Origin of the sequence: Pulveribacter suum (assembly GCF_003013695.1) — a bacterium.
Classification (GTDB): Bacteria; Pseudomonadota; Gammaproteobacteria; order Burkholderiales; family Burkholderiaceae_C; genus Melaminivora; species Melaminivora suum.
Map to the genome: position 1 here is coordinate 2,658,760 of NZ_CP027792.1, position 25,791 is coordinate 2,684,550.

At 68.8% G+C, this 25,791-nt stretch carries 23 protein-coding genes; 10 read left to right on the top strand and 13 right to left on the bottom strand.

Annotated elements, in window-relative coordinates; translation table 11 throughout:
• Positions 1-96: 96 nt before the first annotated feature.
• Positions 97-1,170, bottom strand: coding sequence for an FAD:protein FMN transferase (locus tag C7H73_RS12190; RefSeq protein ID WP_106846891.1), 1,074 nt, complete (start codon positions 1,168-1,170; stop codon positions 97-99).
• A gap of 20 nt (positions 1,171-1,190) precedes the next feature.
• A complete protein-coding gene (locus C7H73_RS12195) occupies positions 1,191-1,685 on the bottom strand; it encodes a c-type cytochrome (RefSeq protein WP_106846892.1) in 495 nt (164 codons plus the stop codon).
• Between the two features lie 268 nt (positions 1,686-1,953).
• On the opposite strand from C7H73_RS12195, the gene nosZ reads away from it, so the two are divergent.
• The 7 genes from nosZ to C7H73_RS12230 all read left to right on the top strand — a co-directional run bounded on the left by nosZ (position 1,954) and on the right by C7H73_RS12230 (position 10,942).
• Positions 1,954-3,897 carry a TAT-dependent nitrous-oxide reductase gene (gene nosZ / locus C7H73_RS12200; RefSeq protein ID WP_106846893.1) on the top strand — a complete coding sequence of 648 codons (1,944 nt, stop codon included), beginning with the start codon at positions 1,954-1,956 and terminating at the stop codon, positions 3,895-3,897.
• A 227-nt stretch (positions 3,898-4,124) separates the two neighbouring features.
• A complete protein-coding gene (locus C7H73_RS12205; protein ID WP_106846894.1) occupies positions 4,125-6,734 on the top strand; it encodes a NosR/NirI family protein in 2,610 nt (869 codons plus the stop codon).
• Positions 6,731-8,002, top strand: coding sequence for a nitrous oxide reductase family maturation protein NosD (locus C7H73_RS12210; RefSeq protein ID WP_106846895.1), 1,272 nt, complete (start codon positions 6,731-6,733; stop codon positions 8,000-8,002). The genes C7H73_RS12205 and C7H73_RS12210 overlap by 4 nt, the downstream gene beginning before the upstream one ends.
• Positions 7,977-8,909, top strand: a complete 933-nt coding sequence (locus C7H73_RS12215; protein WP_106846896.1) for an ABC transporter ATP-binding protein — start codon at positions 7,977-7,979, stop codon at positions 8,907-8,909. The genes C7H73_RS12210 and C7H73_RS12215 overlap by 26 nt, the downstream gene beginning before the upstream one ends.
• Positions 8,910-8,917: 8 nt before the next feature.
• Positions 8,918-9,733: an ABC transporter permease gene (locus C7H73_RS12220; protein ID WP_106846897.1), complete on the top strand. Its 816-nt coding sequence runs from the start codon at positions 8,918-8,920 to the stop codon at positions 9,731-9,733.
• Complete coding sequence (locus tag C7H73_RS12225) at positions 9,730-10,278, top strand: nitrous oxide reductase accessory protein NosL (protein ID WP_106846898.1); 549 nt, start codon at positions 9,730-9,732, stop codon at positions 10,276-10,278. Before C7H73_RS12220 ends, C7H73_RS12225 begins: the two co-directional genes overlap by 4 nt.
• Positions 10,279-10,294: 16 nt before the next feature.
• Positions 10,295-10,942, top strand: a complete 648-nt coding sequence (locus tag C7H73_RS12230) for a nitrous oxide reductase accessory protein NosL (protein ID WP_106846899.1) — start codon at positions 10,295-10,297, stop codon at positions 10,940-10,942.
• 73 nt (positions 10,943-11,015) lie between these two features.
• On the opposite strand, the gene argE is transcribed toward C7H73_RS12230, so the two are convergent.
• The 8 genes from argE to xdhC form a co-directional block, all read right to left on the bottom strand.
• Positions 11,016-12,191, bottom strand: a complete 1,176-nt coding sequence (gene argE, locus C7H73_RS12235) for an acetylornithine deacetylase (protein ID WP_106846900.1) — start codon at positions 12,189-12,191, stop codon at positions 11,016-11,018.
• 121 nt (positions 12,192-12,312) lie between these two features.
• Entirely contained in the window at positions 12,313-13,788 is a 1,476-nt protein-coding gene (locus C7H73_RS12240; protein WP_106846901.1) for a DEAD/DEAH box helicase, read from the bottom strand.
• Between the two features lie 40 nt (positions 13,789-13,828).
• Positions 13,829-14,698 (bottom strand): KPN_02809 family neutral zinc metallopeptidase, encoded by an 870-nt coding sequence (gene ypfJ, locus C7H73_RS12245; protein ID WP_106846902.1) that lies wholly within the window; start codon positions 14,696-14,698, stop codon positions 13,829-13,831.
• A 61-nt stretch (positions 14,699-14,759) separates the two neighbouring features.
• Complete coding sequence (locus C7H73_RS12250) at positions 14,760-14,990, bottom strand: hypothetical protein (RefSeq protein WP_106846903.1); 231 nt, start codon at positions 14,988-14,990, stop codon at positions 14,760-14,762.
• A 132-nt stretch (positions 14,991-15,122) separates the two neighbouring features.
• Complete coding sequence (dcd, locus tag C7H73_RS12255; protein ID WP_106846904.1) at positions 15,123-15,689, bottom strand: dCTP deaminase; 567 nt, start codon at positions 15,687-15,689, stop codon at positions 15,123-15,125.
• A gap of 106 nt (positions 15,690-15,795) precedes the next feature.
• Positions 15,796-17,076, bottom strand: coding sequence for a guanine deaminase (guaD, locus tag C7H73_RS12260; RefSeq protein WP_106846905.1), 1,281 nt, complete (start codon positions 17,074-17,076; stop codon positions 15,796-15,798).
• A gap of 74 nt (positions 17,077-17,150) precedes the next feature.
• On the bottom strand, positions 17,151-18,374 hold the full coding sequence (locus C7H73_RS12265; RefSeq protein ID WP_106846906.1) for a urate hydroxylase PuuD: 1,224 nt from the start codon (positions 18,372-18,374) through the stop codon (positions 17,151-17,153).
• A 180-nt stretch (positions 18,375-18,554) separates the two neighbouring features.
• Positions 18,555-19,406, bottom strand: a complete 852-nt coding sequence (gene xdhC, locus C7H73_RS12270; protein WP_106846907.1) for a xanthine dehydrogenase accessory protein XdhC — start codon at positions 19,404-19,406, stop codon at positions 18,555-18,557.
• Between the two features lie 33 nt (positions 19,407-19,439).
• Between xdhC and C7H73_RS12275 the strand changes: the two genes are divergently transcribed.
• Entirely contained in the window at positions 19,440-19,967 is a 528-nt protein-coding gene (locus C7H73_RS12275) for a hypothetical protein (RefSeq protein ID WP_106846908.1), read from the top strand.
• A gap of 182 nt (positions 19,968-20,149) precedes the next feature.
• On the opposite strand, the gene uraH is transcribed toward C7H73_RS12275, so the two are convergent.
• Complete coding sequence (uraH, locus tag C7H73_RS12280; protein ID WP_106846909.1) at positions 20,150-20,500, bottom strand: hydroxyisourate hydrolase; 351 nt, start codon at positions 20,498-20,500, stop codon at positions 20,150-20,152.
• A 126-nt stretch (positions 20,501-20,626) separates the two neighbouring features.
• Here uraH and ggt point away from each other — a divergent pair, with 126 nt between their 5' ends.
• Positions 20,627-22,444 (top strand): gamma-glutamyltransferase, encoded by a 1,818-nt coding sequence (gene ggt, locus C7H73_RS12285; RefSeq protein WP_106846910.1) that lies wholly within the window; start codon positions 20,627-20,629, stop codon positions 22,442-22,444.
• Between the two features lie 67 nt (positions 22,445-22,511).
• Here ggt and C7H73_RS12290 read toward each other — a convergent pair whose 3' ends face one another.
• Positions 22,512-23,567 carry an NAD(P)-dependent alcohol dehydrogenase gene (locus C7H73_RS12290; protein ID WP_106846911.1) on the bottom strand — a complete coding sequence of 352 codons (1,056 nt, stop codon included), beginning with the start codon at positions 23,565-23,567 and terminating at the stop codon, positions 22,512-22,514.
• Positions 23,568-23,667: 100 nt separating this feature from the next.
• Positions 23,668-24,987, bottom strand: a complete 1,320-nt coding sequence (locus C7H73_RS12295) for a glycerate kinase type-2 family protein (protein ID WP_106846912.1) — start codon at positions 24,985-24,987, stop codon at positions 23,668-23,670.
• A gap of 126 nt (positions 24,988-25,113) precedes the next feature.
• Here C7H73_RS12295 and C7H73_RS12300 point away from each other — a divergent pair, with 126 nt between their 5' ends.
• Positions 25,114-25,782, top strand: a complete 669-nt coding sequence (locus tag C7H73_RS12300; protein ID WP_106846913.1) for a GntR family transcriptional regulator — start codon at positions 25,114-25,116, stop codon at positions 25,780-25,782.
• The last annotated feature ends 9 nt before the right edge of the window (positions 25,783-25,791 follow it).

A 25,791-nucleotide genomic window follows, 5' to 3' on the forward strand; every position in this document is an offset into this window, starting at 1 on the left:
TAGCTGCTGGCGCTTGCCCCGCCTCGCTTTCAGATACAAAAGTACCTGAAAGCGGCTTGGGACAAGCGCCAGCAGCTATGCTTTTTGATGTAGGGCTTAAGCGGCGGGTTGCAACCGCGCCGTCATGCCGGGCGACGTCCAGCGGGCGCCGTCCGCACTGGCCACCAGCAGCTCCACGCCCGGGTGGCGTGCAGACCACGTGGCCGCCTTGGCAGGGCCCTGCACCATGAGTGCCGTGCCCCAGCCGTTGACCTCGTCCACCTCGCGCGCCAGCAGCGCCACGCCATGCACACCGCGCGTGGGCCAGCCGGTGTGCGGGTCCAGCACATGGTGCAGGCGCCGGCCCTGGTGCATGAAGCCGCGCTCGTAGTCGCCCGAAGACGCCACGACAGCCCGGCCCTGCAGTGCCAGCACGCCCAGCAGCTGCTGGGGCGCGGCCGGGTCGCGCACGCCCACGCGCCAGGGTTGGCCGTGGTTGCTGCCGGCCACCAGCACGTCGCCGCCGCCGTTGACCAGCGCGTCAGGCATGCCTTCGCGGGCCAGCGTTTGCAGGCCGGCTTGCAGGATGGGCAGCTTGGCCACGCCGCCCAGGTCCAGGCGCATGCCGGGGCGCGGCAGGTAGGCCGTGCCGGCGCGCTCGTCGAGCACCAGGGCGCGGCCGTCCACCAGGCGCAAGGCGCGGGCGATCTCGCCTGGGGCGGGCACCGCCTGGGCACTGCCGCCAAACTGCCACCCGTCCAGCGCGCCGACCGTGGGGTCGAAAGCGCCGGCGCTGCCCGAATGCAGGCGCTGCGCAGCGCGCAGCACGGCCAGCACCTCGGGCGCCACCGCCACAGGCTGGCGGCCGGCGGCCGCGGCGATGCGGGCCACGTCGCTGTCCGTGCGGTAGCGGCTCATCAGCGCCTCCAGGCGCTGCATCTCGGAGAAGGCGCGCTCGATAGCCTGGTCTGCCCGTTGCTGCCCCATGGCGGCGGACAGCGGCACGGCGATGTCCACGCGCGTGCCCATCAGTTCGCGGCTTTGCCGCGCCAGCGGCGGTGCGCCGGCCGCAGCCGGCGCGGCCGCGCCGGCCAGATGGGGCAGCCCGGCCAGCAGCGGCAGCGCCAGCGCAAAGCGGCGCCGCGACCACTGGCCGCGCGGGGACGGCGTGCAGGGCAGATCAGCCTTCATGGTGCGCGCTCCCCTCCTGATCAGCTGGACTGGCTGACCATGTAGTCCACGGCGGACTTGACCTCGTCGTCAGACAAGGAAGCGGCGCCGCCCTTGGGAGGCATCATGCCCTTGCTGCCCGTGAAGCCTTCGATGGCGTGCTTGTACAGCGTGTCCTTGCCCTGGGCGATGCGGGGGCCCCAGTCGTCCTTGTCGCCTGGCTTGGGCGCGCCGGCCACACCGGCGGAGTGGCACAGGGCGCAGGTCTTGTTGAACACGCTCTTGCCAGCGTCCAGGCTGGCCACCGGGGCGGTGTCGCCAGCGGCGGAGGCATCTGCGCTCGGGGCGGCCGCAGCTGCTGGCTCGGCAGCAGGCGCAGGCGTCGGCGTAGGTTCGGGAGCCGCGACGGGAGCCGGCGCAGGGGCCTCGCTGACCGGAGCGGGTGCCGTGGGCGCAGGGGTGTCGTTCTTGCCGCAGGCGGAAAGCAGCAGGACCGAGCAGGCCAGAGCCATCGCGAGGGTTGTCTTCTTGTACATGAAAGCCTTTCTTTCTATCAGGGTTGCAAACCGATGACATGCCGCAGCCAGGCCGTGGCAGCCGGGCTCCGATCATGCGCCTTGCATGCGGATGCAGTGTGGGAGTTTTTCTAATATTTTTATTGATTCACATCAATTCAAAAAGAAACATTAGAGGTGAACATTTGCCCCAGCCCGTCCGGCGGCCTTTGCACCGCTTCTTCCCCTGCCGCGCCGCGCGAATTTCAGTTTTCTTCTTTATTTCCCTGCCAATCCCCGAGAGGACTCCATGAGCCACAAGACAGAGAATTCGACCAAGGAAGCCGCCGGCCTGGGCCGTCGCCGCTTCCTCAACTCGGCCGCGCTGGCCGGCCTGACGGTGGGCGTAGCCGCCTGCAACGACAAGCCCGCCGCAGCGCCTGCCGCCAGCGGCGCGGCCGCTCCCGCCCCGGCACCGGCTGCGGCAGCCAGCGCCGCTGGCGCCAACATCCACCTCAAGCCGGGCGAACTGGACACCTACTACGGCATCTGGAGCGGCGGCCACACGGGCGACATGCGCATCCTGGGCCTGCCCTCGGGCCGGGAGATCCACCGCGTCCCGTGCTTCGTGCCGGACGCGCTGGTGGGCTGGGGCATCACCAACGAATCCAAGGCCGTCATGGGCACCAAGGCCGACGGCAGCCTGAAGTACACGGTGGCCGACACGCACCACACGCACGCCTCCTACAAGGACGGCAACTACGACGGCCGCTACGCCTGGATCAACGACAAGATCAACAGCCGCATCGCCCGTGTCCGCCTGGACTATTTCGTCTGCGACAAGATCACCGAGCTGCCCAACGTGCAGGGCTTCCACGGCATCTTCCCGGACAAGGCCGACCCGGTGGATCCGGCCATCAACTACACCACGCGCGTGTTCTGCGGCGGCGAGTTCGCCATTCCGCTGCCCAACAACGGCCAGGACATCAACAACCCCGAGAAGTACCGCTCGATGTTCACCTGCGTGGACGCCGAGAGCATGGAAGTGCGCTGGCAGGTGCTGATCGACGGCAACTGCGACCTGACGGCCACGTCGTATGACGGCAAGCTGGCAGCCACCAACCAGTACAACGTCGAGAATGGCATCCACTACGAGGACATGATGTCCGCCGAGCGCGATGCCTGCCTGTTCTTCAACATCGCCCGCATCGAAGAGGCCGTCAAGGCCGGCAAGTTCAAGACCATCGGCTCCTCCAAGGTGCCCGTGGTGGACGGCACGCGCGAGTCCAACGCCGATCCCAAGACCGCGCTGACCGCCTATGTGAGCGTGCCCAAGAACCCCCACGGCGTGAACGCTTCGCCCGACGCCAAGTACTTCATCTGCGCCGGCAAGCTCTCGCCCACCGCCACGGTGATCGAGCTGGCCAAGGTGCTGGACTGGTTCGACGGCAAGATGGAAAAGCTCGACGACGCCATCGTCGCCGAGGTGGAGATCGGCCTGGGCCCGCTGCACACCGCCTTCGACGGCCGCGGCAACGCCTACACCACGCTGTTCCTGGACAGCCAGGTGGTCAAGTGGAACGTGGACGCCGCCATCAAGTTCCACGCCGGCGACAAGAACGCCAAGTACGTGGTGGACCGCCTGGATGTGCACTACCAGCCCGGCCACATCAACGCCTCGCAGTCCGAGACGCGCGCCGCCGACGGCAAGTTCCTGGCGGTGGGCTGCAAGTTCTCCAAGGACCGCTTCCTGCCCGTGGGCCCGCTGCACCCCGAGAACGAGCAAATCATCGACATCTCCGGCGAGAAGATGGTGCTGCTGGCCGACCACCCGGTGCGCGGCGAGCCGCACGACTTCATCATCTTCAAGCGCGATCTGCTCAAGCCCAAGCAGGTGTACTCGCACGACGACTTCCCGCTGGCCATCACGGACCCCAAGGAGTCGGGCGTGACGCGCAACGGCAAGAAGGTCACGGTGAAGATCACCTCGCAGGCGCCGGCCTTCAGCCTGCGCGAGTTCACGCTGAAGAAGGGCGACGAAGTCACGCTGATCCTCACCAACCTGGACAAGATCGAGGACCTGACGCACGGCTTCGCCATCCCGAACTACAACGTCAACTTCATCGTCAATCCGCTGGAGACCAAGTCGGTGACCTTCATCGCCGACAAGCCCGGCGTGTTCTGGTGCTACTGCACGCACTTCTGCCACGCGCTGCACCTGGAGATGCGTACGCGGATGATCGTGGAGCCTTGACATTCGGTACATCCCCCTGAGGCGCTGACACGCCTTCCCCCTTCTCTGGCGCGCTGCGGTTGGGAAGGGGGACGACACCAGCGCTGCGGGGCGGCCCTGGCGCGGTGTCTGCTGGCCTGGGGCGCGCCAGTTGCGAGTGTGGCGCCCTGATCGTTTCGTGATTTATAGCCAAATTGGCTTCTAACGCTGACCAGTAAAGCGCTGGCAGCTATCAAATAAGTAGCACCATGTCTGCCCACGGTTTCCGGTTCGCCGCTTTTCTCCTGACCTTGATGCTGTCCCTGCTGGCGCCGCGCGTCCACGCGGGCGCGTACGAGGCGGAACTGCCGGCCAATCTGGCCACTGCGCCGGACATGTGCGCCCTGCTACCCTGCGCCGAGGTGTTCCCCAAGGCGGGGCATTTCTCCGCGCGCAAGGGCCAGCCGCCCTATGTGGAGGCCTATGACGCCCCCGGCGGCACGCTGCTGGGCTACGTCATGCTGTCCACCGACATCACCGACACGCCGGCGTACTCCGGCAAGCCGGTGGTCACCCTGATCGGGATGGACAAGGAAGGGCATTTCGTCGGCATCAAGGTGCTCAAGCACTCCGAGCCCATCTTGCTGCTGGGCATCCCCGAGTCGGCGCTCATCAACTTCAACAACCAGTACGTGGGCAAGTCGGTCGCCGACACCATCGAGGTCGGCCCCTCGCGCCCGGACGAGAACGTGATCGGCGTGGACGCCATCTCCGGCGCCACCGTCACCGTCGTGGCGCAAAACCAGGTGGTGATGGCCTCGGGCGCTGCCGTGGCGCGCCAGACCGGCATCATCGCCCCCACGGTGCGCGAGCCGGCACGCTTTGCCGCCAGCGGCCAGTCCTACGACTGGGCCCAGCTGGTGCAGATGGGCGCCGTGCAGCGCCTGCTGGTCAAGCCCGAGCAGGTAGGCCTGCCGCGCGGGCCCGAGCCCTTCATCGAACTGTGGTTCGGCGACCTGAACCATCCCGACGTCGGCCAGAGCCTGCTGGGCAAGAACGGCTACGAGCGTCTGCACTCCGGCCTGAAGGAAGGCGAGAGCGCGCTGTTCGTCATCAAGACGGCCGGGGCCGAGTCCTTCAAGGGCTCGGGTTTCGTGCGCGGCGGCATCTTCGACCGGGTGCAGGTCAAGCAGGGGGCGGACTCGTTCACCTTCCGCGACCTGGACTCGCTCAACCTCTACGGGCTGGACGCAGCCGGCGCGCCGCGCTACACCGAATCGAGCATCTTCATCATCCGCTCGTCCTCGTTCTCGGCCGCCTACCCCTGGAAGTTCGCCTTCCTGGGCAACCGGGTGGACCGCGCCACCGGCCACCGCAGCTTCGCGGTGTTCGAGTCCAAGTACTGGCTGCCCGCCGCCCTGCTGGACGGCGGCCGCCCGAAGGTGGAGGAGCCCGCCGCGCCCTGGGAGCGCATCTGGAAGTCGCAGGCCCTGCCGATCGGCCTGTTCGCCCTGCTGCTGGTGGCCGTCACGGTGGTCTATGCCCTGCGCGAGCGCCTCACGCGCCTGTCCACGCACAAGAACAAGTGGCCGGTCAACGGCTTCAAGTACGCCTTCTGGGCCATCAGCATCTTCTGGATCGGCTTTGGATATATGGCCCAGCCGTCCATCACGCAGGTGTTGACCTGGTTCCACTCCCTCTTGTTCCAGTGGACGTGGTCGCTGTTCCTGTCCGATCCGTTCATCTTCCTGTTCTGGATCTTCATCATCGTCACGGTGTTCCTGTTCGGACGCGGGCTGTTCTGCGGCTGGATGTGCCCGTTCGGCTCGCTTCAGGAGGGCATCTACAAGATCTCCCGCGCCATCGGCCTGGGGCGCTTCCAGACCAAGCTGCCGCAGAAGTGGCACGACCGGCTGAAATGGGTGAAGTACGCGGTGTTCTTCGTCCTGCTCACGGTGTCGATGTTCTCCATGGGCCTGGCCGAGAAGCTGGCCGAGGTCGAGCCGTTCAAGACCACCTTCCTGGTCGGCGTGATGAACCGCGCCTGGCCCTACGGCCTGTTCGTGGCCGCCATCCTGGGCGTGTCCATCTTCATCGAGCGGCCGTACTGCAAGTACATCTGCCCGCTGGGCGCCTCGCTGGCCATGCCCAGCACGTTCCGCTGGTTTGGCCTCAAGCGCAAGCAGGACTGCAACAGCTGCAAGGCCTGCGCCGTGGGCTGCGGCGCCCAGGCCATCGACACGGATGGCCGCATCGACCACCGCGAGTGCCTGCACTGCCTGGACTGCATGATCCTGTACACCGACACCAAAGGCTGCCCGCCCCTGGCCAAGGAGCGCAAGCGCCGCGAAAAGGACGGCCTGGAGATCACGCCCATCGGCAAGAACGGCTACTTCATCCCCATCCACCCGGCCAAGGTCGAGGACCAGATCCTGCCCAAGGCCAAGGGCGGCGTGGACCCGCGCATGCCCACCGACCCCACCTTGCCGGCGCACAAGCGCGGCGTGGGCTTCGTGCGCTGGCTGGCACTGGAGCTGCGCGACCACCTGTGGCCCTGGAGCGCGGAGGGCTGGCGCAGCCAGCGCGCGCTGCAGATCGCCGGGCTGTCGCTGGCCGTGGCGGCCACCGTCGCCTGGGTCATGACGGCCATGGGGCACCTGTCCTCGGGCGCCATCATCGGCTGGTGGTTCGGCTGGAGCGTCTATGAGGTGCTGATCCGCCTGTCGGGCCGCCGCTACGTCAAGGACGGCCCGTGGTGGCGCGACAATTACCGCGTCTCCGGCATCTTCGACATGATCAGCTACGTGGGCTTCAAGAACCTGATGATTGGCGCGGCGCTGTTCCTGGTGCTGCAGGCGCTGGGCCTGTTCATTCCATGAAGGGCGCGATCACGCATTTAGGCGTGGCCCTGGCACTGTGGATCGCCGGGGCCGTGCAAGCCGCCACCGTCGCGGTGTCCCCGGGGGGTGACCTGGCCGCCGCCGTGCAGGCCGCCCAGCCTGGCGACACGGTGGAGGTGGCGCGCGGCCACTACCGCGCCAACCTGCTGATCGACAAGCCGCTCACCCTGCGCGGCGTGGGCCGCCCCACCATCAGCGGCGGCAACCAGGGCGACACCATCCGCGTGACGGCGCCGGACGTGGTCATCGAAGGCCTGATCGTGCGCGACTCGGGTGACAGCCTGAAAGACCAGAACGCCGGCATCTACCTCTACCCCGGCGCGCACCGGGCGGTGGTGCGCCGCTGCGACCTGGCCTACAACCTGTTCGGGCTGTGGATCGAGAAAGCCGACGACGTGCTCATCGAGCACAACAACATCACCGGCAAGCGCGAATACGCCTCGCCCCAGCGCGGCAACGGCGTGCAGCTGTACAACACCAAGCGCGCCAAGATTTTGAACAACGAGATCAGCTTCGTGCGCGACGCGTTGTACGTGGACGTCTCGCACAACGCGCTGTTCAAGGGCAACAAGCTGCACCACAGCCGCTACGGCACGCACTACATGAACTCCTACTACAACCTGTGGGAGGACAACGACACGTACTACAACCGCGGCGGCCTGGCCCTGATGGAGGTGCGCCACCAGGAGGTTCGCAACAACCGCGCCTGGGGCAATTCCGACCACGGGATCATGCTGCGCACGCTGCAGGACTCGGTGATCGAGAACAACGTCGTGGCCGGCAACAGCCGGGGCTTTTTCATCTACGACGTGGAATACATCAAGCTCAATGGCAACCTGATCGTGGACAACACCGTGGGCGTGCATCTGTCGGCGGGCTCCAAGAACAACGAGGTCGAAGGCAACGACGTCATCGGCAACCGTGAGCAGGTGCGCTACGTGGGCGCACGCGACGAGACCTGGGGCGCCAGGAGCGGCAACCACTGGAGCAACTATCTTGGCTGGGACCGCGATGGCGACGGTCTGGGCGATGTGCCCTACGAGGCCAACGACATGGTGGACCGCCTGACCTGGCGCCACCCCAGTGTGAAGCTGCTGCTGGCCAGCCCTGCGGTGCAGGCGCTGCGTCTGGTGGGCCGGCAATTTCCCATTTTGCGGGCCCCCTCGGTGGTGGACCCTCACCCGCGCATGCGGCCCGCCCACAACGACTGGAGCCAATGGCGTGGCAAGCACTTTCCCGGCCAATGAACCCCTGGCCATCCACCTGCGCGGCGTCAGCAAGCACTGGGGCGCGCTGCACGCCGTGGACGGCGTGGATCTCGACGTCCCCGCGGGTGAGATCTTCGGCCTGATCGGCCACAACGGCGCGGGCAAGAGCACCCTGTTCAAGATGATGCTGGGCCTGCTGGCGCCCACGGCCGGCGACATCCGCGTGGCCGGCGCCTCCATCACCGGGCGGGGCGCGCGCGCCGCGCGCCGCCAGCTGGGCTATCTGCCCGAGAACGTGGTGCTGTACGACAACCTGGATGGGCTGGAGACGCTGCGCTTCTTCGCCCGCCTGAAGGGCGCGCCGCTGGTCCAGTGCCCGCAGATGCTGGAACGCGTGGGCCTGGCCCACGCCGGCAAGCGCCCGGTGCGCGAATACTCCAAGGGCATGCGCCAGCGCCTGGGCTTCGCGCAGGCGCTGCTGGGCAGCCCGCGCGTGCTGTTCCTGGACGAGCCGACCAACGGCCTGGACCCGCAGGCCATCCGCGACTTCTACGCCACGCTGCGCGAGCTGCAGTCGGGCGGCGTCACCGTCATCATCACCTCGCACATCCTGGCCGAGCTGCAGGAGCGCGTGGACCGCCTGGCCATCCTGGCTGCCGGCCGCCTGCAGGCCGTGGGCAGCGTGCAGGAGCTGCGCGAGCGCACGCAGATGCCGCTGACCGTGGAGCTGGAAATCGCCGAAGGCGACCGCGCCGGCGCGGTCGCCGCGCTGGCGCAGGCCACGGGCGTGCAGTCCGAGCCCACCGACACCGGCCTGCGCCTGCAGTGCGCGCGCGAACACAAGATGGCGGTGCTGGCCGCTGTGAGCGCCCTGGGCGCACGCGTGCACGACATGAAACTCATCGAACCTTCGCTGGAAGACGTGTTCTTCGGCTTCTCTGCGTAACACAAGCCATGGAACTGTCCCAGATCTTCACCATCGCCGCCAAGGAGTTTCGCGACCGCATGCGCAACCGCTGGGTGCTCGCCGTCGCCCTGGTGTTCACTGCGTTCTCGCTGGTCATCGCCTACTTCGGCGGCGCGCAGCAGGGCCAGGTGGGCTTTCGCTCCATCGAGTTCACCATCGCCAGCCTGGTCAGCCTGGTCATCTATCTGATCCCGCTGATTGCCCTGCTGCTGGGCTTTGACGCCATCGTCGGCGAGCGCGAGCGCGGCTCGCTGGATCTGCTGCTGTCGCTGCCCATCACCCGGCTGGAGCTGCTGCTGGGCAAATACCTGGGCCTGGCGCTGGCGCTCACGCTGTCCACGCTGGCCGGCTTCGGCTCGGTCGCCGTGCTGCTGTGGCGGCACATGAGCGCCAATGCGCTGTACCACTACGCGGGTTTCATCGTCTCCTCAGTGCTGCTGGGGCTGGCGTTTTTGAGCATTGCCGTGCTGCTGTCGGTGCTGGCGCGCGAGCGCACGCGCGCTTCCGGCCTGGCCATCGCCACCTGGTTTTTCTTCGTGCTGGTGTTCGACCTGCTGGTGCTGGGCCTGCTGGTCACCACCGGCGGGCAGTTCGCCGGCGACGCCTTTGCCTGGCTGCTGCTGCTCAACCCCGCGGACGTGTTTCGCATCCTGAACGTGTTCTCGCTGGAGGACGTGCGCACCCTGTATGGCCTGGCCAGCGTGGTGCCGGCGTCGCTGGGCAACCCGCTCACCATGGGCGGCGTGATGCTCGCCTGGATCGCGCTCCCGCTTGCCCTGGCCCACTGGAGATTCAAGCCATGAACTGCCTTTGCATGACCCGCCGCCGCGCCCTGGGCCTCGCAGCCCTCGCCGCTCTGTCCGCCACCGGGCTGCTCGCCGCCTGCGGCGACAAGGACCAGCAGCAGGCCCAGCTGGCGCCCGTCGAGATCGACCGCGGCACCTCCTGCGAGCTCGACGGCATGCTGCTGGCCGACTACCCCGGCCCCAAGGCACAGGTCGTCTTTGCCGGCCAGGACAAGCCGTCCTTCTTCTGCGACACGGTGGAGTTCTTCAACACCATGCTGGCCGGCGAGCAGGTGCGCGCCGTGCGCGCCGCCTGGGTGCAGGACATGGGCCAGGCGAAGTGGGAGGAACCCCAGGGCCACTGGATCGACGCCAAGGGCGCCTTCTACGTGCTGGGCAGCAAGCGCCACGGCTCCATGGGCCCGACGATCGCCAGCTTTGCCCAGGAGGCCGACGCCACCAAGTTCGCCGGCGAGTACGGCGGCAAGGTCCTGCGCTACGCCGACGTGAAGCCGGACATGGTGGACCTGAGCGGCGGCGCGCTGCACGACACGCGCATGTGAGCCCCGCAGAACGCGCATGCCCGCCCACGACGCACCCACTGCCCTCGCCAGCCGCCGCACCTGGCTGACGGCAGCGTTCGTGGGCACGGCGGGTGCCGTAGGCGCACTGGGCTGGCGCCAGTGGCAGGCGCTGGCGCCCGCCACCAGCGCGGCCATCCTGCCGGGCGACGATGTCTGCCTGGTCGCCCCAGCTACCCCGTACGACGTGGCCAGCGGGCTGCCCCTGGCGGCGGCCCGGCCGGTGCCGGCAAGCGCGCGTTGCCCCGTCTGCGGCATGTTCCCCGGCCGGGCGCTCGATTGGGCGGCCCAGCTCATCTTCGAGAGCGGCGACGCGCACTTCTTCGACTCGCCCCTGTCGCTGTTCATGTACTTGCAGCACCCCGAGCGCTACAGCCCTGGCCGCGCGCCGCAGGCCGTTGCCGCGCAGTACGTCACCGACGCCAGCGCCGGCCCCGGCGCCTGGCTGGATGCGCGCAGCGCCTGGTATGTGCACGGCTCCAGCGCCCGTGGCCCCATGCGGGCCGGCAACCTGCCGGCCCTTGCCACGCGCGCCGCGGCCCAGGCCTTTGCCCAGCGGCGCGGCGGCCGCGTGCTGGCCTATGGCGAGGTGGACCGGCCCGTCATCGCCTCGCTGGCCGGCAGCGGCGGCCACGGGGCGCACTGAAGGCGCCTGCCGTCCTGCTATTGAAAAAATAGCTGCCAGCGCTTGACTGGCGGGCGCTGCAGCCCTTTTTCATTCAAATACCGTCGCCCTGCAGCGATTGCGCCAGGCGACGCAAGAAGTGCTCGCAAGCCTGCAGCTGCGCCAGCTCCACGTACTCGTCGGGTTTGTGCGCCTGTTCGATGGAGCCCGGCCCACAAACCACCGTCGGGATGCCCGCCTGCTGGAACAGTCCGCCTTCGGTGCCGTACGCCACCTTGCGCGTGGCCGGGTCGGCCGCCAGAGCGCGCACCAGCTGGGTGATGGCGGCGTCCTCCGCCGCCTCCAGCGCCGGCGCGGCGGCCACCGGTTCGATGTCGATGCGCGCGCCCTCGTGCTCACGGCGCATGCGCGGCAGCAGCTGCTCGCGCACGTAGCGGTCGATCTGCGCCTGGATGCGCTGCGGCGACATGCCGGGCAGGTTGCGAAATTCGTAGCTGAACTCGCACAGATCAGGGATCGTGTTGACGGCGATGCCGCCGCGGATCTCGTTGGTGGTGAGCGTGGTGAAGGGCACGTCGAAGCATTCGTCGTACGGCCCGTTCGCCGCACAGGCCTCGGCCAGGTCGCGGATGTGGCAGATCAGCCGCGCCGCGTGCTCGATGGCATTGCTGCCGCGCGGCGTGAGCGACGAATGCGCCGCCCGCCCGTGCACCCGGCAGCGGTACACGTTGATGCCCTTGTGCGCCACCACCACCTGCATGGAGGTGGGCTCGCCCACTACGCAGCCGTCAAAGCGCGCGCCGCGGCGCACCAGCGCGTCGATCATGACGGGCGCGCCCATGCAGCCCACTTCCTCGTCGTATGACAGTGCCAGGTGCAGCGGCTGGCGCCGCGGCAGTGCCAGAAGCTCCGGCACCAGGGCCAGCGCCACGGCGATGAAGCCCTTCATGTCGCAACTGCCACGCCCATATAGGCGGTCGCCGCGCTGCGTCAGGGTGAACGGGTCGCTGCTCCAGGGCTGGCCGTCCACCGGCACCACGTCGGTGTGGCCGGAGAGCACCACGCCGCCCTGCATGCCGCCATCCTGGGCCGGCAATGTGGCAAACAGGTTGGCCTTGGCGCCATCAGGCGAGTGAAAGAGTTCGGCCTGCACGCCCAGGCCATCCAGGGCGCCCTGCACGTGGTGGATGAGCGCCAGGTTGGAGTTACGGCTGGTGGTGTCGAACGCCACCAGGGCCTGCAGCCATTGGAGAGAGTTGTGCCAGGTCATGCGCGCATCATGCCTGGGTGCTGGCATCGGCGCCGGCCAGCCCGACAGCTATCAAAAAAAGAGCTGCCAGCGCTTGCTTAGCAAGGGCTGGCAGCCTTTTTGATGGCAAATACCGGGCGGCTTACTGCGGCTCGGGCGCCGGCGCCTTGAACAGCGCCGCCACCTTGCGCCGTGGCTTGATGTTGGCCGAGATGCCGCTGCGCCCCGGCGCGGTACGGGCCGTGGCCTCCCAGCTGGCGGGCGCCTCGGCGGCGGCGCTGCTGGCCTCGTAGGGCCTGTCGAAGAAAGGGTCGCGCGACGCACTGGGCATGCGGTGACCGCCACCGCTGCGCGGGCTGCGGTGCGACGCCGACGGGGCTGCCGGTGCGCCAGCGCTGGAGGCATTGCGCGCCTCGCGTCCCTCGCCATCGCCCCAGGCGCGGCGCCCGTCATTGATGCGGCCGCGGGGGCGGTCGCCCTCCAGCTCGATGGGCTCCAGCTCGATCTTCTTCTTGATCAGCTTCTCGATGTCGGCCACCAGGCGCGTGTCGCTGCCGCCCACCAGCGTGACGGCCAGCCCGGAGGCGCCGGCACGGCCGGTGCGGCCGATGCGGTGCACGTAGTCCTCGGCATTGAAGGGCACGTCGAAGTTGAAGACCGCCGGCACGTCCTTGATGTCCAGCCCGCGGGCGGCCACGTCGGTGCAAACCAGCAGATCCACCTCGCCGGCCTTGAAAGCCTCCAAAGCCTTCAGGCGCTCGTCCTGGCTCTTGTCGCCGTGCAGGGCGGCGGTCTTCAGGCCATCGCGCTCCAGCGTGCGCGCCAGGCGGGCGCAACCCAACTTGCTGTTGACGAAGATGAAGGCCTGGCGCAGCTCGCGGTCCTTCAAGATCTTGCGGATGGCATGGCGCTTGTTGTCGCCGTCGGCGCTGAAAAAGCGCTGCTCGACGGTGGAGGCGGTCTCGTTGGGCCGGGCGACCTCGATCGTGATCGGGTCCTGCAGGTAGCTGCCGGCCAGGCGCTTGATCTCGGGCGAGAAGGTGGCCGAGAACAGCAGCGTGGTGCGCTGCTTGGGCAGGTACGACAGGATGCGCTGCAGGTCGGGCAAAAAGCCGATATCCAGCATGCGGTCGGCCTCGTCCAGCACCACGTACTCGACCTGGTTCAGGACCGCGTTCTTGGCCTCGATGTGGTCCAGCAGCCGCCCGGGCGTGGCTACCAGCACCTCAACGCCCTTCTTCAGCTCGAGCGTCTGAGGCTTCATGTCCATGCCGCCGAACACCACGGTGCTGCGCAGCTTGGTGTACTTAGCGTACAGGGCGATCTGCTGCGCGACTTGGTCTGCCAACTCGCGCGTGGGCAGCAGCACCAGCGCGCGCACCGGGTGGCGTGCGGGCGAGGCCGAGGCGTTTTCGTGCTTGAGCAGGCGCTCGAGCAGCGGCAGCGAGAAGGCCGCCGTCTTGCCGGTACCCGTCTGGGCCGCGCCCATCACGTCCTTGCCGGTCAGCACGACGGGAATGGCCTGCGCCTGGATGGGCGTCATGTTCTCGTAGCCCATCTCGGCTACGGCGCGCTTCAAGGGTTCAGCCAGCGCGAGGGTGGAATAAGCTTGTGTCATCAACCCGCTATTGTCGCACTGCAGCAAAAAACAGCCAGCCTCAAAGGCTGGATGTGTTAAAGGTGTCGCAAGATTGCACGCTGCCGCTCTTGTAGCCCTGGGTGAACCAGCGCACCCGCTGCGCGCTTGATCCGTGCGTGAAAGCGTCCGGACGCACGGCGCCGGTCTGCTTGCGCTGCAGCGTATCGTCGCCGATCTGCTGCGCGGCGTTGATGGCCGACTCGATGTCGCTCTGGTCCAGCCAGTTGCGCGCCTGTTGCGAGTGATAGGCCCACAGGCCGGCATAGCAGTCGGCCTGCAGCTCCAGCCGCACGGACAGGGCGTTCTGTTCGCGCTGGCTCACCCGGCCGCGCCGGCTGTCCACCTGGCCTGTCGTGCCCAGCAGCGTCTGCACATGGTGCCCGACCTCGTGCGCAACGACGTAGGCCTGGGCAAACTCGCCCGGAGCGCCCAGCTGGCGGCTCATGGTGTCGAAAAAATCCATGTCCAGATAGACCTTGCGGTCGCCGGGACAGTAGAACGGGCCCATGGCGCTTTGCCCCGTGCCGCAGGCGGTGGGCGTGGCGCCGCGAAACAGCACCAGCTTCGGGGCCTGGTACTGCGCTCCGCCCTGCTGAAAGAGCTGGCCCCACACATCCTCTGTCGAGGCCAGCACGGTGGACACGAACGCCGCCTGCCGGTCACCTTCGGGGGGGCGCTGCGCCGGGCCCTGCTGTTGTGTCTGCGGCGCGCCGCCGCCCGACAGCACGCCGATGGTGGTCAGGGGATTGATGCCGAACACGCCCCAGCCGATGAGCGCCACCACCACCGTGCCGATGCCGATGCTGCGCCCGCCGATGAAGCCTCCGCCACCGCCTCCACTGCGGCGGTCCTCGACGTTGTCGGACTCGCGGTTACCTTCCCATCTCATGCTGGTGCTCTGGTGAGTGGCGCGTGCTGCGCGGGGCTGTGCATATTACGCTCGGCCGGCTTCAATTGCCGGCCAACAGCAGCGGCTGGGCGGCAACTGCTGCCGTGCGCTGCACGGGCGGCTGCAGCGTCACTGCGACGTAGTTGGAGGCCTGCGCCTCGGCGCTGCGGGCATGGCGCTCCAGCACCACGTCCAGGGTCAGCAGCTGCAATGCGATCAGCGCAAGGCCGGCCACAACGGCCCAGCGCGATGGGCCGGAAGAAGACGCTTGCAGGGAGGAATCGTTGTCCATCAGGGGCTCCAGCAGAGGATGCAAAAAACTGCAGCCGATGCTAGGCAGCCCGCCCGCCGCCGCCACGCGCCGCCCGCGCAAAGCCGCGTAGGACGGCTGCCGGTGGCATTGCAAGCAGGCGCGGGGCGCGCGTCAGGCCCGGGGCAGCGTCACACCGCTCTGGCCCTGGTACTTGCCGTTGCGGTCCTTGTAGCTGACCTCGCACTCCTCGTCGCCCTGGAAGAACAGCACCTGCGCGCAGCCTTCGCCAGCGTAGATCTTGGCCGGCAGCGGCGTGGTGTTGCTGAATTCCAGCGTCACGTAGCCCTCCCACTCGGGCTCGAACGGCGTGACGTTGACGATGATGCCGCAGCGGGCATAGGTGCTCTTTCCCAGGCAGATGGTGAGCACGTCGCGCGGGATGCGGAAATACTCTACCGTGCGCGCCAGCGCGAAGCTGTTGGGCGGGATGATGCAGTAGTCGCCCTCGAAGTCCACGAAGCTTTTTTCGTCGAAGTTCTTCGGGTCAACCACGGTGCTGTGGATGTTCGTGAACACCTTGAATTCGCGCGCGCAGCGGATGTCGTAGCCATAGCTGCTGGTGCCGTAGCTGATGATCTTGCGCCCGTCCTGCTGGCGGACCTGGCCGGGCTCGAACGGCTCGATCATGCCGTGCTGCTCGGCCATGCGCCGGATCCACTTGTCGCTCTTGATGCTCATGAGGGGGTTCTCTCCTGGCGCGCGATTTTACGCACCCTTCTTGCTACTCAAATAATAGCTGCTCGCGCTTGTGCACCAAGCGCTAGAGGCCGTTTTTATGCAGATTTCAGGCAATCACCGTGCGCTCAATCAGCCGGTCGTCGCCCAGCACGATCATGGCGAACAGCAGCTCGGCCAGGCTTTGTGCGGCCTGGGTGCGCCGCGCCAGCAGCGGCGTGGCAGCCGGGTTCATCACGACGAAGTCGGCCTCGCAACCCGGTTGCAGGTTGCCCACCACGCCTTGCAACCCCAGCGCCTTCGCGGCGCCGGCCGTGTGCTGCCACCACAGCTGCTCGGGCGTGAGCGACACGCCCGGCTTGGCCTGCCCCTCGCGGCCCACATAGTAGGCGGCCAGCATGGTGCGAAACGGGCTGAAGGACGTACCCCCGCCCACGTCGCTGGCCAGGCCGTAGGCCATGCCGGCGCGGTCGGCCGCGACATAGTCGAAGAAGCCGCTGCCCAGGAACAAGTTGCTGGTCGGGCTGACTGCGGCGGCGGCGCCGGTGTCGCGCATCAGCGCCCGGTCGGCGTCGTCCAGGTGGATGCAATGGGCGTAGATGGCGCGCTCGCGCAGCAGGCCGAAGTCGCCATACACGCCAAGATAGCTGCGCGAGGTGGGGAACAGCTCGCGCGCCCAGCGCACCTCGTCCAGGTTCTCGGCCACGTGCGACTGGATCCAGACATCCGGGTGACGCGCCGCGATCTCGCCAGCGCCAGCCAGCTGCGCGGGCGTGCTGGTGGGGGCGAAACGCGGGGTGATGGCGTAGCCCAGGCGACCCTGCCCATGCCAGCGCCCGATCAGCGCTTCGGTGTCCAGCAGGCTTTGCTCGGTCTGGTCGCGCACGCCGTCGGGCGAGTGGCGGTCCTGCAGCACCTTGCCGGCGATCAGCCGCAGGCGGCGCGCCTGAGCCTCGCGCATCAGCGCGTCCACGCCGCCGGGGTGCGAGGTGGCAAAGGTGAGCGCCGTGGTCACGCCGTTGCGCGCCAGCTCGTCCAAGAAGAAGCAGGCCACCTCTTGCGCGTGGGCCGGGTCGGCAAAGCGCGCCTCGTGCGGGAAGGTGTAGTGCTCCAGCCAGGGCAACAGCCCCTCGGCGGGCGAGCCGATCACGTCGGTTTGGGGAAAGTGGATGTGCAGGTCCACGAAGCCCGGCGCGATGATGCGGCCGGGCCAGTGGGTCACGCCCTGGCCGGCGAACTGGCCGGACAGCACCGCCCAGCTGCCCGCAGCCACGACCCGCTGCACGCCGCGCTCGTCGGCGGCGGTGGCCAGCAGGCCGTCCTGGTCATATAGGGCCGCGCCATCGTCGGCAAAGCGCAGCAGCGCGGATCGGTACAGGTGCGTGGTCATGCGGCGACTGTACGGCGCGCGCGGCGCGCCGGCATGCGCCGGCGCCGATGGCGGCTATATCGCTTTGTCGCGGCTCAAGGCGTGGTGGGCGCGCCGCCCTCGAACCACCGCTTGAACGCGCCGCGCTCCTCGTCGCTCAGGGCGCCGGGGTTGCCGAAGGGCATCTTCTTGAGCTGCACCACCTGCTGGTAGATCTGCTGGGCATGGTCCTTGATGCCCTGGGGCGAATCCAGCCGCACGTTCTTCTGCGCAATGGCCGCGCCGTGGCACAGCACGCATTGCTGGGTGATCAGGGCATTCACCGCGGCAAAGCTGGCGTCGCCCTGCACCGGCGCGCCTGCGGCAGGCGCTGCGCTGGCGACGGCCTGCGGCGCGGGCTTGAGCCAGGCGATGACGCCCAGCAGCACCGCCACGCCCACGGCCGCATAAGGCCAGGGGTGGCGGTTGCGGCCCAGCTTGAAGCCGTGGCGCATGACGAAGAACTGGCGGATGGCGGCGCCGGCGAACATCATCAGGATCAGCACCAGCCAGTTCAGCGCGTGGTTGTAGAGCCAGCCATAGTGGTTGGACAGCATGGCGAACAACACCGGCAGCGTGAAGTAGGTGTTGTGCACGCTGCGCTGCTTGCCGTGCTTGCCGTGGATGGGGTCCACCGGCTGGCCGGCCTTCAGGGCGGCCACCACCTTGCGCTGGCCGGGGATGATCCAGAAGAACACGTTGGCGCTCATGGACGTGGCCAGCATGGCGCCCATCAGCAAGAACGCCGCCTGGCCCGGGAAGATGTGGCAGGCCAGCCAGGCGGCGATGCACACCAGCACCAGCACCAGCGCGCCGACGGTGGCGTCGCCCCGCTCGCGCTGGCCAAACACGCGGCAGATGCCGTCGTACAGCAGCCAAAAGACCACCAGGAAGGCCAGCGCCGCCACCACGGCCATGGACGGCAACATGAGCGGATCGGCCGGGTTAACCAGGTAGATGCCGGCGTTCCACAGGTAGGAGACGGTCAGCAGCGCGAAGCCCGACAGCCACGTGGTGTAGCTCTCCCAGAAGAACCAGTGCAGGTGGCCGGGGAGCTTTGGCGGCGCGACGTTGAACTTGACGGGGTGATAAAAGCCCCCGCCGTGCACGGCCCACAGCTCGCCGTTCACGCCTTGGCGCTTCAGGTCTTCATCGACCGGCGGGGTGAGGCTGCTGTCCAGAAAGACGAAATAAAACGACGACCCGACCCAGGCGATGGCGGTGATGACGTGCAGCCAGCGCAGCAGCAGGTTGGCCCAGTCCAGCAGATAGCTTTCCATAGTGTCCCGATCACGCCGGCGCGTGGGCGCCGGCGCGCAAGCTGCTCACCACTGCGGGCGCTCTGAGCAGGAAAGTCGTGCAGGCCGCGCACCAGGGCTGTGAAACAGCCCGGCACCGCTGCGACCCGGTTTTGTGGACACGAAGTGTATGCAATTTCTGGTGGCCAGCGCACCTGGGATTCACCCGCAGTGTGCGCGCCGCGCAGCCAGCGCCTGCAGCAGCTGCGCCGCCACGGCCACGGCGATGACTTCGGGCTCCTTGCCCGTGATGCCGCTCACGCCGATCGGGCAGGTGACGTGCGCCAGCTCCTGCGGAGTGAAGCCGCGCGCCTCCAGCCGGTGGCGGAAGGTGGCCCACTTGGTGCGGCTGCCGATCAGGCCGATGAAGGGCAGGTCGCCCTGCTGGCGCTGGCGCGCCAGGCACGCCGCGACGATGTCCAGGTCCTCGGCGTGGCTGAAGCTCATGATGAGCACGAAGGACTGTGGGACGAGCATGGGCACGGCCGCGTGCACGGGATCGGAGTGCTCGCACAGGGCGCAGGGCGCGGCCTGCGGGCCGAACACGCCGTCCCGGCTGTCGATCCAGTGCAGGGCAAAGGGCAGCGGCGCGAGGGTGCGCACCAGCGCGTGGCCCACGTGCCCGCCGCCGAACAGCGCCACGGGCTGCAGCGTCGGCGCCAGGCGCTGGCCGAGCGGGGCCGCGTCCAGCGCCGTGATGCACTCCAGGCGCAAGTGCACCACGCCGCCGCAGCACTGGCCCAGGCTGGGCCCCAGCGCCTGGCGCAGCGCGTGCGGCCGCGGCGTGCGGCCTGCCAGGTGCTCATCCAGCAACTGGCGGGCCTGCTGCAAGGCGGCGAACTCCAGGTGGCCGCCGCCGATGGTGCCGATCAGGGGCTGCGCCGGGTCGGCCGGCAGGGCCATCCAGGCGCCGCGCTCGCGTGGCACCGAACCCTGGGTAGACTGCACCGTCACCAGGCAGGCAGGGCCGGCCTCCAGGCCGTGCAGCAGCTGCTGCAGCGCGGTCGTCGTCATCGTCTTCGCCTCCATTCGCAGTACAGCATAGCGATGCCCCTCCCCGATCTCCCTCCTGCCGGCTGGCGCCGCTGGCTGCCTGCCAGCCTGGCCGCCGCCGTGGCGGCGCTTTTCGCTTCCTGCCGCTCGGGCCCACCAGCAGAGCCGCCGGCGGTGGATGCCCCACCGGACAAGCCCGCCGTCATCGGGCCGGTGCCGGCCGCCCAGGGTTCGGCCCGCCTGTCTGCCGCCACCAATGCGCTGTCGTACCGCCGCGACGCGGCCACCCATCTCTACGGCCTGAACGCCGCGCGCATCTTCAAGGGCAGGCTGCCGCCGCTGCTGTATGCCATCGGGGTGCTGCAGGTGGACATTGATGCCGCAGGCCGCGTCACCGCGCTGCGCTGGATGCGCGCGCCGCGCCATGCGCCCGAGGTGATGGCCGAGATCGAGCGCACCGTGCGCGCAGCGGCGCCCTACCCCGCCCCGGCGCGCATGGGCAAAGTGACCTGGACGGACACTTGGCTGTGGGAAAAATCAGGGCGCTTTCAGCTCGATACGCTCACTGAAGGGCAGGACTAGAAGAGGCAACTCCCTGCGGCGCTGCGCGCCTTCCTCCTTCTCTGGCGCGCTGCGCGCTGGGAGGGGGACACCGCCGGTGCTGCGGGGCGGCCCTTGCACGGGGGTCGCTGGTGTGTGGCGCGCCGGTTTCGAGGGGTGCGCCCTGGGCGCGTCCACTGAAACGCAACGCGCGTCTTTGTCGCTCAGGAGCCGCGGTAGGTCGAGTAGCTCCAGGGGCTGACCAGCAGCGGCACGTGGTAATGCTGGTCGGCGTGGGCAATGCCGAAGTCCAGGCTGACGCGGTTCAGGAAGGCGGGGTCGGGCAGCTGCACGCCGCGGGCCTTGAAGTAGGCATCGACGTCGAAGGTCAGGCGGTAGGTGCCGGGGCGCAGGCTGGCGTTGTCGAACAGCGGCGCGTCGCTGCGGCCGTCGTGGTTCAGCGTCAGGCGCCTGATCAGCGTGGCCTGCTCGCCGTCGGTGGCGTACAGCGCCACCGCCATGCCCGCCGCAGGGCAGCCGTGCATGGTGTCCAGGACGTGGGTACTCAGGCCCATGGTGTCTCCTACTAGATGATCAGAACCGGGATGGCTCACAGAAGTGTATACAGTTTTTGTATTCGCTTGTCACACCCCACGGCCGGGTTTACGCTCGCCCGTTCACTACAACCGAAGGAGACTCCCATGAACTTGCGCACCTCTTTGCTGGCCGGCAGCGTCGCCCTGGCGCTGGCCAGCCTGGTGGCCTGCGGCAGCACCCCGCCGTCCGCATCCGGCGCAGCGCCGCAGGCGGCCGTGGTCGCGCCGGCCGCCGCACAGCCGGCCACGCAGACCAGCGCCGCGCAGGCTGCCGCAGCCGCGTATGACTTCGACATGGACGTGTTCCACCCGGTGGTGGCGCAAAACGGCATGGTCGCCAGCGAGCAGGAACTGGCCTCGCGCATCGGCCTGGACATCCTCAAGGCCGGCGGCAACGCGGTGGACGCGGCCGTGGCCATGGGCTTTGCGCTGGCCGTGGCGCTGCCCAACGCCGGCAACTTAGGGGGCGGTGGCTTCATGATGGTGCACGACGCGCGCACCGGCAAAGACATCGCCCTGGACTTCCGCGAGGTGGCGCCGTCGCGTGCCACGCGCGACATGTACCTGGACGCCAAGGGCAACGTGATCGACGGCAAGTCGCTGTACACCCACTACGCCGTGGGCGTGCCGGGCACGGTGGCGGGGCTGGAGCATGCGCTCAAGAAATGGGGCACGCTGCCGCTGTCCCAGGTCGTGGCGCCCGCGGCCGCGCTGGCCGACCGGGGCTACCCGGTCAGCGAGACGCTGGCCAAGATCCTCGACCAGGAAAAGAAGAACATGGGCAAGTGGCCCGCCACCACGGCCGTGTTCTGGAAGAGCGGCGCGCCGCTCAAGCGCGGTGATCTGCTGGTGCAAAAGGACCTGGCGCAGTCGCTGCGCCTGATCGGCCAGCAGGGTGCCAAGGCGTTCTACGAGGGCGCCATTGCGCAAAAGATCGCGGCCGAGATGGCGCCGCACGCCGGCGCGATCACGCTGGATGACTTGAAGAGCTACAAGGTAGTCGAGCGCGAGCCCGTGCGCGGCACGTACCGCGGCTACCAGATCGTGAGCATGCCGCCGCCATCGTCGGGTGGCGCGCACCTGATCCAGATCCTGAACATGATGGAGCGCTGGCCCATGAAGGACTGGGGCGCCAACAGCGCGCGCAGCGTGCACTACATGGCCGAGAGCATGAAGCTGGCCTACGCCGATCGCTCCGAATACCTGGGCGACCCGGATTTCGTGAAGGTGCCGCTCAAGGGCCTGACCTCCAAGCGCTATGCCGAGCAGCTGGCCGCGGGCATCGCGCCCACGCAGGCGAAGGATGCCAAGTCCATCAAGCCGGGCCAGCCGCAGCCGTATGAGAGCGACCAGACCACGCACTTCTCGGTGGTGGACAAGGCCGGCAACGCCGTGGGCGTGACCTATACGCTGAACACCAACTTCGGCAGCGGCATCGTCGCCCGCGGCACCGGCATCATGCTGAACAACGAGATGGACGACTTCTCGGCCAAGCCCGGCGTGGCCAACGCCTACGGCCTGGTGGGCGGCGACGCCAACGCCGTGACCGCCGGCAAGCGCCCGCTGTCGTCCATGATGCCCACCATGGTGCTCAAGGACGGCAAGCCGGTGCTGGTCACTGGCAGCCCGGGTGGCGCGCGCATCATCACCACGGTGCTGCAGACGGTGGTCAACACCATCGACTTCGGCATGAACCCGGCCGAGGCCGCCGCCACGCCGCGCTTTCACCACCAGTGGACGCCCGACGAGCTGCGCATCGAAAAGGGCTTCTCCAACGACACTCTGGCCCTGCTGCGCCAGTGGGGGCACAAGGTGGCTGTGAAGCCCTCGATGGGCCGCACGCAGACCATCCAGCTGCGAGACGGCATGCTGTACGGCGCGTCCGACCCGCGCAACCCGGACGGGCAGACGCTGGGCTACTGAGCGCCCCGCCCACCACGACAAAAGCCGCGCCTGGCCAGCGCGGCTTTTGTCGTTTCCGCCGCGCCCCTTACTGCCCCAGGCTCGCGCAGTCGATCACGAAGCGGTATTTCACGTCGCCCGTGAGCATGCGCTCGTAGGCGTCGTCGATCTGGTCGGCGCGGATCATCTCGATGTCGGCCACGATGGAGCGCTCGGCGCAAAAGTCCAGCATCTCCTGCGTCTCGGCAATGCCGCCGATCAGCGAGCCGGCCAGGCTGCGGCGCTTCATGATCAGGTTGAACACGTTGGGCGAGGGGTGCGGCGTGGCCGGCGCGCCCACCAGCGCCATGGTGCCATCGCGCCTGAGCAGGGCGAGAAAGGCGTCCAGCTCGTGCGGCGCCGCCACGGTGTTCAGGATGAAATCCAGGCTCTGGGCGTGCGCCTTCATCTCCTCGCGGTTGCGCGAGACCACCACTTCGTGCGCGCCCAGCGCCAGGGCCGCGTCGCGCTTGGAGGGCGAGGTGGTGAACGCCACCACCTGTGCGCCCATGGCGCGAGCCAGCTTGATGCCCATGTGCCCCAGCCCGCCGATTCCCACCACGCCCACCTTGTGGCCCGGCCCCACCTTCCAGTGGCGCAGCGGCGAGTACGTGGTGATGCCCGCGCACAGCAGCGGCGCCACGGCGGCCAGCTGCGCCTCGGGGTGGCGCACGCGCAGCACGTAGCGCTGGTGCACCACGATCTGCTGCGAATAGCCGCCCAGCGTGTGCCCCGGCGCATCGGGCGTGGGGCCGTTGTAGGTGCCGACCATGTGGTTGCAGTAGTTTTCCAGCCCGTCCTCGCACTCGGCGCAGTGCCGGCAGCTGTCGACGATGCAGCCCACGCCCACCAGGTCGCCCGGCGCGAAGCCGCTCACCTGCGCACCCACCGCCGTGACGCGGCCGACGATCTCGTGCCCGGGCACGCAGGGGTACAGCGTGCCGGCCCATTCCGCGCGCACCTGGTGCAGGTCGGAGTGGCACACGCCGCAGTAGGCGATGGCGATCTGCACGTCGTGCGCGCCTGGCGCGCGGCGGGTGATGCGCAGCGGCGCGAGCGCCTGGTCGGCGCCCTGGGCGCCATAGGCGTGGGAGGTGGTGGTCATGGCGGGTTCCTTGGTGACAGACCCGGCGCTGCTACCGCTGCAACGCCTTGGGGTTTTAAGCATTTTTCGCCTCCAGCGCTTGCCAGTCAAGCGCCAGCAGCTACAAAATCAGTAGCGCGCGAAAGTCGTTCACATTGGTGCGCGTGGGCCCGGTGACGACCAGGTCACCCAGCGCGTCGAAAAAGCCGTAGGCGTCATTGCGGTCCAGGTGCCCGGGCAGCGACAGGCCGAGCGGCGCGGCGCGCGCCAGCGTGTCGGGCGCGACGCGGGCGCCGGCGTTGTCCTCCACGCCGTCGATGCCGTCGGTGTCGGCCGCCAGTGCCCACACGCCCGGCTGGCCCTGCAGCGCCTGGGCCAGGCCCAGGCAGAACTCGCCCGCCCGCCCGCCGCGGCCGCGCGGCGTGCCGGGCGGCTGGGCGCGCACGGTCACCGTGGTCTCGCCGCCCGACAGGAGGACGCACGGCCGCGCGAAGGGCTCGCCACCCCGCGCCACGGCGCGCGCCAGCGCCGCGTGCACCTTGCCCACCTCGCGCGACTCGCCCTCCATCTCGTCAGACAGCACGTGCGCGGCGATGCCCGCGGCGCGCGCCGCCTCGGCCGCCGCCGCCAGCGATTGCGCGGGCGTGGCGATCAGGCGCACCTCGCTGCGCGCGAGCCGCGCGTCGCCCGGCTTCGGGCTCTCCAGCTCGCCGCGCTGCAGCGCCTGGCGCACGGCGTCGGGGATGTCGATGCGGTGGCGCTCAAGAACCGCCAGCGCCTCGGCGCAGGTGCCGGCGTCGGGCACGGTGGGGCCGCTGGCGATCACCGCCGGGTCGTCGCCCGGCACGTCGCTGATGGCCAGGGTCAACACGCGCGCCGGGGCGCAGGCAGCAGCCAGTCGCCCGCCCTTGATGCACGAGAGGTGCTTGCGCACGCAGTTCATCTCGCCAATGGCGGCGCCGCTGTCCAGCAGGGCGCGGTTGATGTGCTGCTTGTCGGCCAGCGACAGACCGGCGGCCGGCAGCGTGAGCAGCGCCGAGCCGCCGCCCGAGATCAGGCACAGCACCAGGTCGTCCTCGGTCAGCCCTTGGGTCAGCGCCAGCATGCGCTCGGCGGCGGCCAGGCCTGCGGCATCCGGCACGGGATGGGCGGCCTCGACCACCTCGATGCGCTGCGCCAGCCCCGCCGGGCGCGGCGGCACATGGCCGTAGCGCGTGACCACCAAGCCGGACAGGGGCGCGCCGGCCGGCCACAGCGCTTCGAGCGCCTGCGCCATCGCCCCGCCCGCCTTGCCCGCACCCAGCACCAGCGTGCGGCCCTTTGGCGGCGGCGGCAGGTGGGCGTCCAGGGTATGCAGCGGCTGCGCGCGCTGCACGGCGGCGTGGAACAGGTCCAGCAGGAAGGCCTGGGGCTGGGTGAAGGGGTCGTGCAAGGGGGTCATGGCGGCTGGCGCAAGAACGGGTGGAAGGCGCTGCCCGGATTATGGAAGTGCAGCGCGCGCAGACGACCTTTGCATAGTCCACAGAAACTGTATACAAATCTTGTGACCCACCGCTATGATGGCCGCATGGACACCTCCACCACCGGCCAGATCGTCGAGAACCTGACGCGGGCCATCGCCACCCACCGCCTGCTGCCCGGCACCAAACTGGCCGAGCAGAAGCTGGCGGACCATTTCGGCGTCTCGCGCACTCTCGTTCGCCAGGCGCTGTTCCAGCTGTCGCAAAACCGCCTGATCCGCCTGGAGCCGGCGCGCGGCGCCTTCGTGGCCACGCCCTCGGCCGATGAGGCGCAGCAGGTCTTCGCCGTGCGCCGCATGCTGGAGGGCGCCATGGTGCGCGCCTTCATCGCGCAGAGCACGCCGGCGCAGATCCGCGCCTTGAAAAGCCACGTGGCGGCCGAGAAGAAGGTCATGGATGGCGGCGACGTGGGCCAGCGCACCGAGCTGCTGGGCGACTTTCACGTGCGCATGGCCGAGCTGATGGGCAACGACGTGCTGGCCCAGCTGCTGGGCGAGCTGATCTCGCGCTGCGCCCTCATCACGCTGATGTACCAGTCCACCAGCGCCGCCGAGCATTCGCACGAGGAGCACGCCCACATCGTCGACGCCCTGGCCCGCCGCGACGAGGACGCGGCCGTGCGCCTGATGCAGGAGCACCTGGACAACGTGCAGGCCGGCCTGCAGTTCGACCGCGAGCTGCCCACCAGCGACCTGTCCATGGCCCTGTCTTCCTGAAAGCCGCGA

What these genes read in the sequence shown, in the direction of transcription:
- C7H73_RS12190 (WP_106846891.1), bottom strand. Translation starts at nt 1,170, where the DNA reads ATGAAGGCTGATCTGCCCTGCACGCCGTCCCCGCGCGGCCAGTGGTCG.
- C7H73_RS12195 (WP_106846892.1), bottom strand. Translation starts at nt 1,685, where the DNA reads ATGTACAAGAAGACAACCCTCGCGATGGCTCTGGCCTGCTCGGTCCTG.
- nosZ (WP_106846893.1), top strand. Translation starts at nt 1,954, where the DNA reads ATGAGCCACAAGACAGAGAATTCGACCAAGGAAGCCGCCGGCCTGGGC.
- C7H73_RS12205 (WP_106846894.1), top strand. Translation starts at nt 4,125, where the DNA reads ATGTCTGCCCACGGTTTCCGGTTCGCCGCTTTTCTCCTGACCTTGATG.
- C7H73_RS12210 (WP_106846895.1), top strand. Translation starts at nt 6,731, where the DNA reads ATGAAGGGCGCGATCACGCATTTAGGCGTGGCCCTGGCACTGTGGATC.
- C7H73_RS12220 (WP_106846897.1), top strand. Translation starts at nt 8,918, where the DNA reads ATGGAACTGTCCCAGATCTTCACCATCGCCGCCAAGGAGTTTCGCGAC.
- C7H73_RS12225 (WP_106846898.1), top strand. Translation starts at nt 9,730, where the DNA reads ATGAACTGCCTTTGCATGACCCGCCGCCGCGCCCTGGGCCTCGCAGCC.
- C7H73_RS12230 (WP_106846899.1), top strand. Translation starts at nt 10,295, where the DNA reads ATGCCCGCCCACGACGCACCCACTGCCCTCGCCAGCCGCCGCACCTGG.
- argE (WP_106846900.1), bottom strand. Translation starts at nt 12,191, where the DNA reads ATGACCTGGCACAACTCTCTCCAATGGCTGCAGGCCCTGGTGGCGTTC.
- C7H73_RS12240 (WP_106846901.1), bottom strand. Translation starts at nt 13,788, where the DNA reads ATGACACAAGCTTATTCCACCCTCGCGCTGGCTGAACCCTTGAAGCGC.
- ypfJ (WP_106846902.1), bottom strand. Translation starts at nt 14,698, where the DNA reads ATGAGATGGGAAGGTAACCGCGAGTCCGACAACGTCGAGGACCGCCGC.
- C7H73_RS12250 (WP_106846903.1), bottom strand. Translation starts at nt 14,990, where the DNA reads ATGGACAACGATTCCTCCCTGCAAGCGTCTTCTTCCGGCCCATCGCGC.
- dcd (WP_106846904.1), bottom strand. Translation starts at nt 15,689, where the DNA reads ATGAGCATCAAGAGCGACAAGTGGATCCGGCGCATGGCCGAGCAGCAC.
- guaD (WP_106846905.1), bottom strand. Translation starts at nt 17,076, where the DNA reads ATGACCACGCACCTGTACCGATCCGCGCTGCTGCGCTTTGCCGACGAT.
- C7H73_RS12265 (WP_106846906.1), bottom strand. Translation starts at nt 18,374, where the DNA reads ATGGAAAGCTATCTGCTGGACTGGGCCAACCTGCTGCTGCGCTGGCTG.
- xdhC (WP_106846907.1), bottom strand. Translation starts at nt 19,406, where the DNA reads ATGACGACGACCGCGCTGCAGCAGCTGCTGCACGGCCTGGAGGCCGGC.
- C7H73_RS12275 (WP_106846908.1), top strand. Translation starts at nt 19,440, where the DNA reads ATGCCCCTCCCCGATCTCCCTCCTGCCGGCTGGCGCCGCTGGCTGCCT.
- uraH (WP_106846909.1), bottom strand. Translation starts at nt 20,500, where the DNA reads ATGGGCCTGAGTACCCACGTCCTGGACACCATGCACGGCTGCCCTGCG.
- ggt (WP_106846910.1), top strand. Translation starts at nt 20,627, where the DNA reads ATGAACTTGCGCACCTCTTTGCTGGCCGGCAGCGTCGCCCTGGCGCTG.
- C7H73_RS12290 (WP_106846911.1), bottom strand. Translation starts at nt 23,567, where the DNA reads ATGACCACCACCTCCCACGCCTATGGCGCCCAGGGCGCCGACCAGGCG.
- C7H73_RS12295 (WP_106846912.1), bottom strand. Translation starts at nt 24,987, where the DNA reads ATGACCCCCTTGCACGACCCCTTCACCCAGCCCCAGGCCTTCCTGCTG.
- C7H73_RS12300 (WP_106846913.1), top strand. Translation starts at nt 25,114, where the DNA reads ATGGACACCTCCACCACCGGCCAGATCGTCGAGAACCTGACGCGGGCC.